The organism is Streptomyces sp. TE5632, from assembly GCF_054061295.1.
Genome location: NZ_JBSSEA010000003.1, coordinates 5,695,042 through 5,707,981, shown reverse-complemented (window position 1 = coordinate 5,707,981; position 12,940 = coordinate 5,695,042). Strand labels below are relative to the sequence as shown.

At 73.1% G+C, this 12,940-nt stretch carries 13 protein-coding genes; 9 read left to right on the top strand and 4 right to left on the bottom strand.

What is annotated here, in order from left to right:
- Positions 1 to 26 precede the first annotated feature (26 nt).
- Positions 27 to 623 carry a TetR/AcrR family transcriptional regulator gene (locus ACVW19_RS31200; protein ID WP_457463658.1) on the bottom strand — a complete coding sequence of 199 codons (597 nt, stop codon included), beginning with the start codon at positions 621 to 623 and terminating at the stop codon, positions 27 to 29.
- Positions 624 to 710: 87 nt separating this feature from the next.
- Here ACVW19_RS31200 and ACVW19_RS31195 point away from each other — a divergent pair, with 87 nt between their 5' ends.
- Positions 711 to 1,565, top strand: a complete 855-nt coding sequence (locus tag ACVW19_RS31195) for an SDR family oxidoreductase (RefSeq protein WP_457463656.1) — start codon at positions 711 to 713, stop codon at positions 1,563 to 1,565.
- A gap of 297 nt (positions 1,566 to 1,862) precedes the next feature.
- Here ACVW19_RS31195 and ACVW19_RS31190 read toward each other — a convergent pair whose 3' ends face one another.
- Positions 1,863 to 2,468: a class I SAM-dependent methyltransferase gene (locus ACVW19_RS31190; RefSeq protein WP_457463654.1), complete on the bottom strand. Its 606-nt coding sequence runs from the start codon at positions 2,466 to 2,468 to the stop codon at positions 1,863 to 1,865.
- A gap of 153 nt (positions 2,469 to 2,621) precedes the next feature.
- On the opposite strand from ACVW19_RS31190, the gene ACVW19_RS31185 reads away from it, so the two are divergent.
- Entirely contained in the window at positions 2,622 to 3,191 is a 570-nt protein-coding gene (locus ACVW19_RS31185) for a DUF6328 family protein (protein WP_457463652.1), read from the top strand.
- A gap of 36 nt (positions 3,192 to 3,227) precedes the next feature.
- A complete protein-coding gene (locus tag ACVW19_RS31180; protein ID WP_457463651.1) occupies positions 3,228 to 3,866 on the top strand; it encodes a hypothetical protein in 639 nt (212 codons plus the stop codon).
- Between the two features lie 246 nt (positions 3,867 to 4,112).
- Here ACVW19_RS31180 and ACVW19_RS31175 read toward each other — a convergent pair whose 3' ends face one another.
- Complete coding sequence (locus tag ACVW19_RS31175) at positions 4,113 to 5,060, bottom strand: Rieske 2Fe-2S domain-containing protein (protein ID WP_457463649.1); 948 nt, start codon at positions 5,058 to 5,060, stop codon at positions 4,113 to 4,115.
- 278 nt (positions 5,061 to 5,338) lie between these two features.
- Here ACVW19_RS31175 and ACVW19_RS31170 point away from each other — a divergent pair, with 278 nt between their 5' ends.
- The gene (locus tag ACVW19_RS31170; protein WP_457463647.1) at positions 5,339 to 6,076 is read left to right on the top strand and encodes a nitroreductase family protein; all 738 of its coding nucleotides are present in this window, start codon (positions 5,339 to 5,341) and stop codon (positions 6,074 to 6,076) included.
- A 353-nt stretch (positions 6,077 to 6,429) separates the two neighbouring features.
- On the top strand, positions 6,430 to 7,200 hold the full coding sequence (locus ACVW19_RS31165) for a ribonuclease BN (RefSeq protein WP_457464864.1): 771 nt from the start codon (positions 6,430 to 6,432) through the stop codon (positions 7,198 to 7,200).
- An 85-nt stretch (positions 7,201 to 7,285) separates the two neighbouring features.
- On the opposite strand, the gene ACVW19_RS31160 is transcribed toward ACVW19_RS31165, so the two are convergent.
- Positions 7,286 to 8,350 carry an MGDG synthase family glycosyltransferase gene (locus ACVW19_RS31160; protein ID WP_457464862.1) on the bottom strand — a complete coding sequence of 355 codons (1,065 nt, stop codon included), beginning with the start codon at positions 8,348 to 8,350 and terminating at the stop codon, positions 7,286 to 7,288.
- 236 nt (positions 8,351 to 8,586) lie between these two features.
- Between ACVW19_RS31160 and ACVW19_RS31155 the strand changes: the two genes are divergently transcribed.
- The 4 genes from ACVW19_RS31155 (at position 8,587) to ACVW19_RS31140 (ending at position 12,936) form a co-directional block, all read left to right on the top strand.
- The gene (locus ACVW19_RS31155) at positions 8,587 to 9,432 is read left to right on the top strand and encodes an SDR family NAD(P)-dependent oxidoreductase (RefSeq protein ID WP_457463646.1); all 846 of its coding nucleotides are present in this window, start codon (positions 8,587 to 8,589) and stop codon (positions 9,430 to 9,432) included.
- Positions 9,433 to 9,445: 13 nt separating this feature from the next.
- The gene (locus tag ACVW19_RS31150) at positions 9,446 to 10,348 is read left to right on the top strand and encodes a DMT family transporter (RefSeq protein ID WP_457463644.1); all 903 of its coding nucleotides are present in this window, start codon (positions 9,446 to 9,448) and stop codon (positions 10,346 to 10,348) included.
- Between the two features lie 42 nt (positions 10,349 to 10,390).
- Positions 10,391 to 11,152: a polysaccharide deacetylase family protein gene (locus ACVW19_RS31145; protein WP_457463642.1), complete on the top strand. Its 762-nt coding sequence runs from the start codon at positions 10,391 to 10,393 to the stop codon at positions 11,150 to 11,152.
- Positions 11,153 to 11,310: 158 nt separating this feature from the next.
- The gene (locus ACVW19_RS31140) at positions 11,311 to 12,936 is read left to right on the top strand and encodes an SDR family oxidoreductase (RefSeq protein ID WP_457464861.1); all 1,626 of its coding nucleotides are present in this window, start codon (positions 11,311 to 11,313) and stop codon (positions 12,934 to 12,936) included.
- Positions 12,937 to 12,940 lie beyond the last annotated feature (4 nt).

The window sequence follows — 12,940 nt, the reverse complement described above, 5'->3', positions numbered from 1 at the left end:
ACCTTCTTCCACCGGAGCGCCGCCTGTCACCGCAGCTGGTTGAACGCCTGGTCGGCATCGGCCACGGCCTCGGGGTGCACGTCGCGGGCGGTTCGACCGTCGGCGATCTTCTGCCAGTTGGTTCGGGCGAGCACCCGTTGGACCGCGAGCACCTGGGCGGCTCGCAGGCGCGCCTGGACGCCTTCGCCGAGGGCGTCCGCCAGCGCTTCCTCGTCCTCGAGTTGGTACCGCACCAGCCGTGCCGCCAGGCTCGGTGTGGTGAACACCAGCCGATGGAACGCCACCACCTCGGAATGATCGTTGAGGCCGGTGACGGGGTCGTACCGATCGAGGCAGGCCCGGAAGTGCCGATGCAGCGCCGTCATCGGCTTGCTGCCGGACCTGCGGTCACGTACGACGTGTGCCGCCTCGCCCTGGTGGTCCGCAAACCGGTGCAGCACCAGGTCTTCCTTGGTGGGGAAGTACCGGAAGAGGGTCGGCTTGGAGATCTCGGCCGCCGCGGCGATGTCGTTGACCGAGACGCGGTCGAAGCCGCGCTCCAGGAAAAGCGAGACGGCCGCGTCGCCGATGGCGTCGCGCGTCCGCTCCTTCTTGCGGGCCCGCAGTCCCGTCGACTCGCTCATCCGACCACCGTAACATTCGTTACCGGGTTGCCTTTTTAACCGAGTAACGTTTTCATGGACGGCGTGAATCAGATGGATATTCCTCCCGTGCTCGTAACCGGGGCGACGGGCCGGGTCGGCCGCATCGTCGTCGACCAACTCCTCGACGCGGGCGTGCCGGTCCGCGCCCTCACCCATCGCTCCGCGGCGGCGGCGACGCTGCCGGCGAAGGCCGAGGTCTTCACCGGCGACCTCACTGTGCCCGAGTCGCTCGACCCGGCGTTGAACGGCGCCGGTGCGGTTTTCCTCGTCTGGACCGCCCCGCCTCAGACCGCCGCGGCAGTCGTCGAGCGGCTGACAGCCCACGTGCGGCGGGTCGTCTTCCTGTCCTCCCCGCATCAGACGCCGCACCCTTTCTTCCAGCAGCCCAATCCCATGGCGGTGCTGCACGCCGACATCGAGCGGCTCATCGCAGCCACCGGACTCGAGTCGACGATCATCCGGCCGGGGATGTTCGCGTCGAACTCGCTGGCCTGGTGGGCGCCCGCGATCCGGGCCGGCGAGGTCGTCCGGTGGCCTTACGGCGCTGCCGAGTCGGCACCGGTCGACGACCGCGACGTCGCAGCCGTCGCGGCGCGGACGCTCTGTCAGGGCGGACACGTCGGAGGCGACTACGTCCTCACGGGCCCCGAATCACTGACCCAAGCCGCGCAGGTGGACGCCATCGGTGACGCCCTGGGGCGCCGGATCGCATTCGAGGAGATGACGCCGGACGAGTTCCGAAGCCTGTGGGAGGGTACGGTGCCCAGCTCGGTCGTCGACATGCTGCTCGCCGCGTGGAGTGCGGCGGTCGGACAGCCCGCGTACATCACCACTGCGGTGGCCGACATTCTCGGGACGGCGCCGCGAACGTTTCGCCGGTGGGCCGCCGACCACGCCACCGCGCTCACGGAGGGTTCGTAACCACGTCGACCGCGACCTGGGTCCCCGGCCGCGCAGCCCTCAGACAGCCGTCGCCCCGGCCCCCGCCTCCGGGATGCGCCGGGCGCATGGGCGCGTGAGACTCAGGCGGCCCGAGGCATCCGGCCCGGGGCACTGTGCGTACCGACAGGAAGCGCAGCCTGCGGTCCACGTGCGCGACTTCGAGTGGCACCTGCTGACCCGACTGAAACACCACACCCCAGGACACCACCCGCGTGTCCGGCCCGCGACGATGTCCGGGCGCGCGGGCCGTGGGCCGCGCGCCGAACTCTCACATCCTCACCGGCGGTGGACGCTGACGGCATAGCCGCCGCCGTCGTAAGGGGCGGCGTCCCAGGTGGCGAAGCGGTCGACGAGGGTGAGGCCGGCTGCGGCGCAGCCGTCGTCGTACTCTGCCAGCGTGATGCCGGGCGGCACGGGCAGGTGGGCTTCGTCCAGGCCGAAGCCGGCGACCATCAGACCGCCCGGCCGCAGGGCCGCGGCCAAGCGCTGGACCACCGTGGCCTCGGTGCCGGCGGCGAGCAGCGGGAAGACATTTCCTGCGGCGACCACGAGGTCGAAGTCCGCCGCGATGCCGAGCAGGTCCGGCTCGAACCCGGCCAGGTCGGCCTGGAACCAGGGCAGTCCCGGCGCCTGCTTCCGCGCCACTGCCAGCATCGACGCATCGACGTCCACCCCGACACAGTCGTACCCGAGTTCCGCAAGCCGGATCATGACCCGTCCGGTACCGCACCCGGCGTCCAGCACCCGCGCTCCGGCAGGCACGAGAGCCGCGCAGAACCGCGCCTCACCGTGTACGTCCTTCCCGCTACGGGCCAGGGCCGCGAACCGCGCGGCGTAGTCCTCTCCGGACGTCTCTCCGGTCAACTCCCTCCAACGGCTCATGAGGCCAACTATAGGTCGACCGTGTGCCACAGCCGTCGGCGCGGCGACGTCATCGGCACAACCGGCACCCGGGCGCCGGCCCTCCCGTGTCCGTGATGTGCATGGAAGGGGCTCGAACGGGGCAATCGGTCTGCCTGGGACGGGGAGGACGCCATGACGATGACGGAGCAGCCGGTCGAGCAGGCGGGGGAGGGCACCGCCTGCTGCGCGCGCCACGACGGCCGCGGTCCGAAACCCGCTGACGAAGCGCCGGAAACCGCACGTGAGCGGGTCAACCGCCGCTGGAACGAGATCCTGCAGGAGACCCGGGTCACCCAGACGGGCGTGCAGATCCTCTTCGGATTCCTGCTCAGTGTGGCTTTCACCCCGCTGTTCCGGGAGTTGGAGACGTTCGACCGCGTCGTCTACGTCATCACCGTGGTGCTCGGCGCGGCGGCCACGGGATCGCTCATAGCGCCCGTCTCCATCCACCGCTTCCTGTCCGGCCAGCGTATGAAGGACGAGGTGGTGGAGGCCGCCGGCCGCTTGATGATGTGCGGCATGGTCCTCCTCGCGCTGACCATCGGCTGCACGCTCCTGCTGATCCTCCGTGTCGTGGTTCCCGGCGTCCTCGCCGAGGTGCTCGCCGGCGGGGTCATGCTGTGGTTCGGTCTCTGCTGGTACGTGCTGCCGTTGTGCCTCCGGCGCCGCGCCGCTCGCCGTTCCGGAGCCGACGCCGCTTAGCTCACCCGAGGAGGACGAGCGGATGAGGACGAGCGGATGAACCGGATGCCCGGCGGGGCCGCGCGACGCCCGCGGCTGCGCTTCGACGGCTGGATCGCCGGCATGGGTACCTCCTCGGGCACACGGATCGTGCTCGGACACTGGCAGCGTTCACCGTTCGGAGCCTTCAGCGACGTGATGCTGGAACGGGCCGACGGGGAGAGGGTGCTGCTGGCCCCCACGCAGGAGACGGCCGACTTCATCAGCGGTACCTATGTCTTCGACACGGTGCGTGTCGTTCCGGTCGACGTGCGTGTCACGGACGGCACCTGGACCGTTACCGCGGCGCCGCTCGACCTGCGCTTCGTCACCGGTCGGCGACGGCTTCTGGGCCTCGTCCTGCGGGCCGTTCCCGGTGCGCTCGCCCGCCGTCCGGCGTGGAGCGCGCTGACGGACCGGCCCGCTCGCCTGCTGCTCCCCGGTGTGCGGACCCGTGGCAGCGCCGGTGGAGGGCGCCGCGAGTGGTACGGCGCCCGGGACCTGCTGCCGATCCGCGCGGTGTCGGCCGCCTTCGAGAGCACCGACCTCGGCTCGATGGCACCGGTCGAACCGCCCGTGCGCTTCGGGTTCGGTTCGACGCCCTCGGCCCCCGCCCTCACCCGGGTCACGACGACGGTGACCCTCGCTCCGGGGTGACGGCACCCGGCGCGGACGGTGTGATGTGCGGCGTACGGCCGTGCCCCGGCCGGGCTTTCACCGGTTCCGTCCTCTGCACGAGGAACAAGGTGGTGGCAGGCATGCCAGTGCAGCCGGGTCCGGGGGTTCCCACGGACGGCGAGGCGGACGGCACCGACGAGGTCGCGGGCCCGGGGCCGTACCGCCGTGGCCCGGGCCGCCCGTGTGCGCCGCGAAAGCCCGTCGAACCGTCGGGTGAAGCGGCTGTCAGCCGACGTGCCCGTCGGCCCTGTCCACTCCGCTCCCGCTCCACTCGCCGTCCGCTTCCCGGCCGGCCCGACGCAGACGCACCTCGACATATCCGTCGACGACCCGGGTGTCGAAGGCGGGCTGCGGTGCGGTGGCCGGACCGCGGACGTTCCAGCCGTCCGAGAGCCGGAAGACGCTGCCGTGCCACGGGCACCGGACACATCCGTCGGCGACCGTGCCCTCGGACAGCGGACCGGCGAGATGGCTGCACCGCTCGGCCAGTGCGTGGATCACCCCGCCGGATTCACGGACCACCAGGACCGGCACATCGTCCACGACGCGCCGCACGGGCTGCCCGGTCGGAAACTCGGCCACGGCACCGACCCGGTGCCAGCCCTCCCGGACGACGTGCGGAACCTCTTCCGCATGGTTGGCTCCGGACGCCTGGCGGTAGGCCAGGTGGCCGCCCAGCATGCCGCCGAGCCCCATCGCCGTCAGCCCCAGGAAGCCGTATGCCCGGCCGGCACCCGTACGCCCCTTGAGGCGGCAGGTGAGCGAGGTCGCGTACAGGCCCACGGCCGCCCAGTTGGCCATGGCGTGCACCAGCCCCACACGCGCCTGCTCCCGGTGCAGCTCCGCCCAGTCGACGGCGCCCGCCAGCGCGGCGGGCGCGGCCGCGGCCAGGCCGACGCCGACGAGCAGCCCCGCCTCGCGGGAGCGGCCGGGCCGGGTGTCCAGCACGGCCGCGGACAGCCAGCTCCCGACCGGCACCTGCACCATCAGCGGATGGAGCGGATGCCCCAGCCACCTGCCGTGCAGCACGTCCCGTCCGCGCCCCAGCGGCAGGGAGCGGACCGCTGACCGAAGGGCGTCGATCGCCGGGTCCGCCCAGGGCGCCCGTTCCAGACGCTCCAGGAGCCACAACATTCGGTTCTGCTGCATCCGGCGGCGTGGCGTTGCAGTCATGGGCGCCGAGTCCCCACCTGGGCACATGACAAACGTGGGTGGGTCTCGGCGCCCGAGGCACGAACGAGGGCCCGCCGGAGCGGGTCCCTCGGTGGGCCGTCCATGTCTCAGGTCCGCTGTCGTCCTGTCGGCCGAGATCACCTCCGTTCGTTTTTCGGGCAGTTCGGTGACGGTGCGTCAAGAGCAAGTGCGTTCGGGGCAGATGCCCCTTCCCGGTACGAGGACGCAAACGTGACCGGGTGGTCCGGGCGGGGCGTGCCGTCCCTACACTCACGATCATGACCTCTGAAACCACCCTCTCCGGGGCACCGGCCGGCGACACCGCCGAACCGGCCCTCTTCGCGACCATGTCCACCATGCGGGCCATGCGGCGCCTGCGGCCCGACCCGGTGCCCGACGAGCTCCTGGACCGGCTGATACAGGCGGCCGTCTGGGGCCCCAGCGGCGGCAACATGCAGCGCTACGAGTACGTCGTCGTCACCGACCCCGCGGTCATGGCCGGCCTCGCCCCGCTGTGGAAGCGGTGCGTGGACGCGTACCTCGCCACCACCGGCAAGTACGCCCCCGCCGGCATGGACGAGGCCGCGTACGGACGCATGGTCGCCGCCATCGAGTACCAGCGCGACCACTTCGCCGAGACCCCGGCACTGATCATCCCCTGCTACCGGTTCCCGGAGCCGAGGATCGAAGAGGAGGGCATGCGGCGCTACGCCGAGGAGCTCGGCGCCGAGGGGACGGCGCGCATGGGGCGGATCCAGGAGCGTTTCGCCGCCCTCGCGGAGGGTTCCTGCGTCTATCCGGGCGTGCAGAACCTGCTGCTCGCCGCGCGGGGCCTGGGCCTGGCCGCCAACATCACCATCTGGCACCTGATGCTGGAGGACGAGTGGAAGGCGGCCCTGGGCATTCCCGACGACATGAACACCTTCGCGGCCGTCCCGGTGGGGTGGCCGCGCGGCAGGTTCGGTCCGGTGAGCCGCCGCCCGGTCGAAGAGGTCGTGCACCGCAACCGCTGGTAGGCCACGGCCACCGGGCCGCCACCGGTCCGGTGGCACAAGACGCCCGCGCGCCGTCCGCCCCGGCACCCGGGGCGGACGGCGCGGGCAGACGGTCACCCCCGCGCCGGTGACCTCGATGCGAAGGGGGCTGGTGTCAGGAGGAGCGCGAAGCACGCCTTGCCGTCGTACACGCTTCCCGAGGTCACCGGTGAACTCCGGCGGCACCCGCCCACCGCGACGGACGCATCCAGGTTTGTGCCGTCTGCCGCCGGGTGACAAAGTCGCGTGTACGCGAGCCGACGAAGGAGCGCACCGTGAGGCGTCACCTGGGCACGCTCCGGCACGGATGGGAGTGGCTGGGCGCCCACCTCCTGATGCGGCGCGGCCGTGATCTGGAGCTGATGCACCGGGCCCTGGGGTTCGCCACGCTGTCGCTGGTCACGCTGGCGCCCCTGCTCATCGTGGTCGCCGCCACCGATCCGCTCGGGCGGGGCGGCTTCGCGGCCTGGCTCGCGGACGGCATGGGCCTGTCCGGCCGGTCCGCGCACCTGCTCGCGGAGATCATCAGCCCGCCACGCGAGGTGGTCGGCACCACCAGCGTGTGGGGCGGGCTGGCACTCGCCGTGTTCGGTGTCCCGCTGGGCGGGAGCATCCAGAACGGCTACGAGCGGATATGGAACCTGCCTCCCGGGCCGTGGCACCGGATCTGGCGTCAGGCGACCTGGCTGTGCGTCCTGACCGCGTTCCTCTACCAGGAAGTGCTGACCCGCCACTCCTTGCACGGGCCTGAGCGGATCACCCTCTCGCTGGTGACCGGCATCCTGTTCTTCTGGTGGGGGCAGCGCTTCCTGCTGGGCGGCCAGGTCCGCTGGTGGCACCTGCTGCCGGGCGCGATCGCCACCGTGGCGGGCCTGATCGGTCTGCGGGGCTTCTCCTACTACGTCTTCACACCGCTGATCGTCGAGAACGCGATCAGCTACGGCACGGTCGGTGTCGTCCTCATCGTCGAGTCGTGGCTCATCGGCGTGGGATTCGTCATCTTCGGCGGCGCCCTGTTCGGCCGCTGGCTCCTCGACCACCACGGGCACCGGTTCACCGACGACCTGCCTGTGGGGGCCGGGACGGGACCGGTCGGCGACGGCTGACGCGTACGGCACGTCGTACAAGGCGTCGGAGTACGAGGCGTCGGAGTGCGAGGCGTCGGCGTCTCTTCCCCGCTGTTCCGGCGGATCACACGGGGGACGTGTCGGCGAGTGCGCTCACCCGTGCCAGCACGTCTCCCCGGAAGAGCTCCCGCCCGCGGGCGATCCGGCGGTCCCGGTACGCGCCGTCCGCCGACAACCGCCGCAGGGCGCGCAGCAAGGCGTCGGCGTCCGGAGCGGTCTCCGAGACGCCGAGCGCCGCCATCCGCCGCACACCCTCCCTTCCATGCCCGGGCAGCGGGCGGTAGCCCACCACGGGCAATCCGGAGGCGAGAGCCTGTACGGCGGTCTGACCGGCGGCGTTGTCGACCAGGACGCGGGCCGCACGCAGCAGGCCGGGCATGTCGGTGACCCAGTCCGGTACGAGCACGCCCGGAACCCCGGCCAGGCGGGCTCGCAGGCGTTCGTTCCGGCCGCACAGCACGACCGGGAGGAAACCGGCAGCGGTGAGCAGCCGAGCCGTCCCGTCCAGCGCCGAAGCCGCGCCCCAGGCTCCGGCGGACAGCACGACGGGCGGGCGTCCGGGGGCGTACCGCTCGAAGCGCGGTCGCCATGCCCCGGCCCCGGCGGCCGGTGCGAAGAAGCCGGGTGCCACGACCGGTCCGGCCGTCTCGACGGGCACCGTGGTGCTCCGGCCCACGTCCCGCGCGGCCTCGTCGGTGAGGCAGAGGTACAGGTCGTTGCCGGGATGAAGCCACTGCCGGTGCACGGCGAAATCGATCACGAAGACGGCGCTCGGGGCCCGCAGGCGCCCACGGGCCCTCAGGTGGCCGGTCAGCTGAGCGGCCAGATGGAAGACCGGGACCACCACGTCGGCGCCCGTCCGCTCCACGAGATCCGTCAGACGACCGCCCGCCAGCCGGGCGAGGGGTACGCCACTGGGGCGGTGCCGCGGCCCGGGGCGGAACAGCGCGTGGTAGAGGCCCGCGTACGCCCAGGGAAAGTGCCGTACCGACGACTGGTAGAAGAGGCGCACCGCGGTGCCCAGGCCGTGCGGAAGCAACCGCAGGAGGTCCACGACCTGCGCGTCGTGGCCTTGTTCCCGGGCACGGCGAGCGAGTTCGCCGGCCACCGTGTCGTGGCCGGCCCCCATGCTCGCGCTGACGATCAGCAGTCGCTGCCCGCCGCCCGCCGACACGCACCGGCGGGGCACCGAGGACGGTGAGTGCACGGGGTGGCGGGTCTCCTTCCGCTGTGTCGGTGAAACCTGCTCCCCCGCGTTTCGGCGGTTGGGCCCGGGATACTTCTCGGGGTACCCCCGCCGAACGCCGGGAGCGGCCGCAGGGGGCGGCTTCTCGGGCGTTCTCCCTCGCAGCCAAGGTGCAGCCCATGTCTCACGCTTCTCGTGCCGACGCAGCCGACGTGTTGTTCCCCCGGACGTCCGTCGCCCCGGCCGACGCGGTGCTGGGGCCCCCGGCCGACGGAGCCGAGCGTCCGGGCGCGGCACTGGTGACCGGCGCCTCCTCGGGCATCGGCGCCGCCGTGGCCCGAACGCTCTCCGCGAAAGGGTGGCGTCTCGTCCTCAACGGGCGGGACGCTGCACGCCTCCGCCGAGTCGCGGAACGGGCCCCGGCCTCGGTCTTCCCGGCGGATCTGACCCGGCCCGGCGCCGAGCGGCAGCTGACCCGGTTCGCCCTCGAGCACGCCGGTCGAGTGGATCTTCTGGTGGCCGGCGCCGGTGTCGGCTGGGCCGGGGACTTCGGCGCCATGCCCCCGTCCGCCCTCGAGGAGGTCGTCGAGGTCGACCTCCTGGCCGCGTTGCGCCTGGTCCGTGAGGTGGTGCCGCACATGGTGGAGGCGGGCTCCGGGCGTGTGGTGCTCATCGGGTCCGTCGCGGGGATGGTGGGCGTACGGGGAGAGGCCGTGTACTCGGCGGCCAAGGCGGCGCTGGCCGTCTTCGCCGACGCCCTGCGGTACGAACTGCGCGGCAGCGGCGTCGCGGTCAGCCTGGTGGTGCCGGGAGTGGTGGACACGCCGTTCTTCGAGCGGCGCGGCGCCCCCTACCGGAGGTCGTGGCCCAGGCCGGTGCCGCCCGAGCGGGTCGCCGGCGCCGTGTGGAGCGCGGTCTCCCGGGGGCGGGACGAGGTCTACGTCCCCGGCTGGCTGCGTCTGCCCGTCCGGGTGCGCGGCGCGGCGCCGGCCCTGTACCGGCGGCTCGCCACCGTGTTCGACTGAACGGTGGTACGGCGTGCTGGTCGTCGTCCTGGCCCTGCTGGCGGCGCTGTCCAACGCCTCGTCCTCGGTGCTGCAGCGGCGGGCCGCGGCGGAGGAACCGGAGGGCGGCACGGGGCTGCGCCAGGCCGCCCGCTGGCTCGGGCGTGTGCTGCTGCGGCCCCACTGGGTGGCGGGTGCCGGGCTGCTCGCGCTGTCCACCGTTCTGCAGGCGGCGGCTCTGGGTATGGGCAGTCTCGCGCTGGTCCAGCCGCTCATGGCCGCCGAGTTGCTGTTCACCCTGGTCGTCGGCAGCGTGGTCTTCCACCGTCGTCCGGACCGCAGTATCTGGCTGGCGTTCGCCGCCCTGGCCGTCGGGTTGTCGATGTTCCTGACCTCGGCGGCTCCGGCCGTCGGCCGGTCCACGGCCTCCGCGGGGCTGTGGACGGTGGCCGCGGGGGTGGTGCTGGGTGCCGTGGCGGCGCTGGTGGTGACGGCCCGTGCGGTGCGGGGCGCACCGCGCGCGGCGCTGCTGGGGCTGGCGTCCGCGATCTCGTTCGCCCTGACCGCGGCGCTGCTCAAGGAGGTGACCGGCAGGTTTCCGGACGGGCTGGGCGCCCTGCTGGCGTCGTGGCCCCCCTACGCCACCGCCGCCGCCGGAGCCGTCGCCTTTCTGCTGCTCCAGAGCGCGTTCCGGGCCGGGACGCTGGCGGCGTCCCAGCCCGCTCTGACCCTCGGTGACGCGCTGACGAGCGTGGTGCTGGGGTGGGCGCTGTTCGGGGAGCAGATCACGCTCGGCGTGCGGGTGGTGCCCGCGGTGATCGGCGTGGTGCTCATGGGAGTGGGCGCCGCCGGGCTGGCCCGCGCCCCGTTGGTCTCCGGCAGCTGGGACGCCGCGGCGCGGCACCCGGGTACCGACTCGGTCCGGCCGGTGTCGTAGGAATCCCGGACACCCCGAACACACGGCAAGGAGGCACAGCCGATGCCCACGTCCCCCGGTCGCTCCCCCGCCCGGCGCGCGGCGGCCGTGCTGGCTCCGCTCGCCGCCGTCGCCGCGGCGCACATCGCCCCGGCGGCCACCTGGCTGCCCGGGGTGCGCCGCTGTTCCCCACGTCTCGCCGGTGTCGGACATCCCGCCCACGTCGCGCTGACCTTCGACGACGGGCCCGATCCCGAGTCCACCCCGTGCTTCCTCGACGCGCTGGAGGCGATCGGGGTCCGGGCGACCTTCTTCGTCCTGGGCGACAGCGTCGTACGGCATCCCTCCGTGGTGCGTGAGACCGTCCGCCGCGGGCACGAACTGGCCGTGCACGGCTGGAGCCACGACCGTCCCTGGCGGCCGGCCCCGGCGGACGACGTGCGTGCCCTGCTGCGGGCGGTCGGCGCGGTCCGGGAGCTGACGGGCCGGTACCCCCGTTGGTACCGCCCGCCGTACGGAATCCTCACCTCCGGGCGCTGGGCGGCCGCCCGCGCGGCGGGCCTGCGGCCGGTGCTGTGGACCGCCTGGGGCAGGGACTGGACGGCCGGGGCCACCCCGGCGTCGGTGCGCTCGGCCGTCGCGGCCGGTCTGCGCGGCGGCGGCACCGTCCTCCTGCACGACACGGACAGGATGTCGGCCCCGGCCTGCTGGCGGGCCGCGCTCGGTGCCCTGCCCGACATCGTGGACGGCTGCCGCGATGCGGGCCTGTCGGTCGGCCCGCTCGCCGAACACGGGGTGCCCCCCGCCGGGCCCCGGCTCCGGTGAGCGGATGCCGGCGCCCGGGGCGGACCGTGCGGCAGACGGTCGCCTCCCGCGTCCCGGCCGTCGGCCGACTCGCCGCGACGGGCGCGGTCCCGCTGTTGCGGCCATGATCGGCGATAGGGGGACAATCGGGACGAACACAGGGAGGAACGATGGTGGACATGGACGGACGGCAGGAACGGCAGGAACGGCAGGAACGGCAGGGAACGGAACGGTTGCACTGTCTGGTCACCGGGGCGTCCGGGTACATCGGCGGGCGCCTGGTACCCGAACTGCTGAAGGCCGGCCATCGCGTCCGTTGCCTGGCCCGTTCCCCGGACAAACTCCGTGACCATCCCTGGGCGGGAGACGTCGAGACGGTGCGGGGCGACGTCACGGACGCGGACTCGGTCGCCGCGGCCATGCGCGGGATCGACGTCGCGTACTACCTGGTGCACGCCCTCGCAGGCGGCTCCGGCTTCGAGGAGACCGACCGCCGTGCGGCCCGTGTCTTCGCCGAGCAGGCGCACGCCGTCGGCGTGCGACGGATCGTCTACCTGGGCGGGCTCACCCCACCGGACGTGCCCGAAGGGTCGCTCTCCCCGCACCTGCGGTCCCGGGCCGAGGTCGGGCGCATCTTCCTCGACGCCCCGGTGCCCGCCACCGTGCTGCGGGCGGCGGTCGTCATCGGCTCGGGGTCGGCCTCCTTCGAGATGCTGCGCTATCTGACCGAGCGGCTGCCGGTCATGGTGACCCCCCGTTGGGTGCACACCCGGACCCAGCCCATCGGGGTACGGGACGTACTGCGTTACCTGGTCGGCTCGGCCACCATGCCGAACGACGTCGACCGGGCGTTCGACATCGGCGGACCGGACGTCCTCACGTACCAGGACATGATGCGCCGGTACGCCACCGTCGGCGGGCTGCGGCGGCGGCTCATCGTGCCGGTGCCGGTCCTCACCCCGAGGCTGTCCAGTCTGTGGATCGGCCTGGTCACCCCGGTGCCCGCCGCCATCGCCCGGCCGCTGACGGAGTCGCTGCGGCACGAGGTGGTCTGCCAGGAGCACGACATCGCCCGGTACGTGCCCGACGCCCCGGGCCGGCCGCTGCCGTTCGGCGAGGCGCTGGCGCTGGCCCTGCGGCGGGTGCGGGAGGCACAGGTGGCCACCCGTTGGTCGTCGGCGGCCGTACCGGGGGCCCCGAGCGATCCGCTGCCCACCGACCCGGACTGGGCCGGCGGCAGCCTCTACCAGGACGAACGGCAGCTGTCGGTCGACGCGTCACGCGAGGCGCTGTGGAAGGTGATCGAGGGCATCGGCGGCGACAACGGCTGGTACTCCTTCCCGCTCGCCTGGGCGGTCAGGGGCTGGCTGGACCGGTTCGTCGGCGGGGTCGGGCTGCGGCGCGGACGACGCGACGCCGAGCATCTGCGGGCCGGGGACTCGCTGGACTTCTGGCGGGTGGAGGAGATCGAGCCCGGGCGGCTGCTGCGGCTGCGGGCGGAGATGCGACTGCCGGGCCTGGCGTGGCTGGAGATGTACGCCGAGACGGACGCCGAGGGCCGCACCCGCTACCGGCAGCGCGCGCTGTTCCACCCACGAGGTCTGCCGGGTCACGCCTACTGGTGGTCCGTCGCCCCCTTCCACGCCGTCGTCTTCGGCGGCATGGCCCGCAACATCACCCAGGCCGCGGCCAAGGGCATGAGCGCGCGCAGGGGCGGATCCTCGCCGACCGCGTCCGGCACTCCCCCGCGGGGCGAAGCATCCGGAAACAGCACTCACAGCACCACCTCACGACACCAGGAGTGACGTC

Excerpts from the sequence above, each read along its gene's own strand:
- ACVW19_RS31200 (WP_457463658.1), bottom strand. The coding sequence starts at position 623 with ATGAGCGAGTCGACGGGACTGCGGGCCCGCAAGAAGGAGCGGACGCGC.
- ACVW19_RS31190 (WP_457463654.1), bottom strand. The coding sequence starts at position 2,468 with ATGAGCCGTTGGAGGGAGTTGACCGGAGAGACGTCCGGAGAGGACTAC.
- ACVW19_RS31185 (WP_457463652.1), top strand. The coding sequence starts at position 2,622 with ATGACGATGACGGAGCAGCCGGTCGAGCAGGCGGGGGAGGGCACCGCC.
- ACVW19_RS31180 (WP_457463651.1), top strand. The coding sequence starts at position 3,228 with ATGAACCGGATGCCCGGCGGGGCCGCGCGACGCCCGCGGCTGCGCTTC.
- ACVW19_RS31175 (WP_457463649.1), bottom strand. The coding sequence starts at position 5,060 with ATGACTGCAACGCCACGCCGCCGGATGCAGCAGAACCGAATGTTGTGG.
- ACVW19_RS31170 (WP_457463647.1), top strand. The coding sequence starts at position 5,339 with ATGACCTCTGAAACCACCCTCTCCGGGGCACCGGCCGGCGACACCGCC.
- ACVW19_RS31165 (WP_457464864.1), top strand. The coding sequence starts at position 6,430 with ATGCGGCGCGGCCGTGATCTGGAGCTGATGCACCGGGCCCTGGGGTTC.
- ACVW19_RS31160 (WP_457464862.1), bottom strand. The coding sequence starts at position 8,350 with ATGGGGGCCGGCCACGACACGGTGGCCGGCGAACTCGCTCGCCGTGCC.
- ACVW19_RS31155 (WP_457463646.1), top strand. The coding sequence starts at position 8,587 with ATGTCTCACGCTTCTCGTGCCGACGCAGCCGACGTGTTGTTCCCCCGG.
- ACVW19_RS31145 (WP_457463642.1), top strand. The coding sequence starts at position 10,391 with ATGCCCACGTCCCCCGGTCGCTCCCCCGCCCGGCGCGCGGCGGCCGTG.
- ACVW19_RS31140 (WP_457464861.1), top strand. The coding sequence starts at position 11,311 with ATGGACGGACGGCAGGAACGGCAGGAACGGCAGGAACGGCAGGGAACG.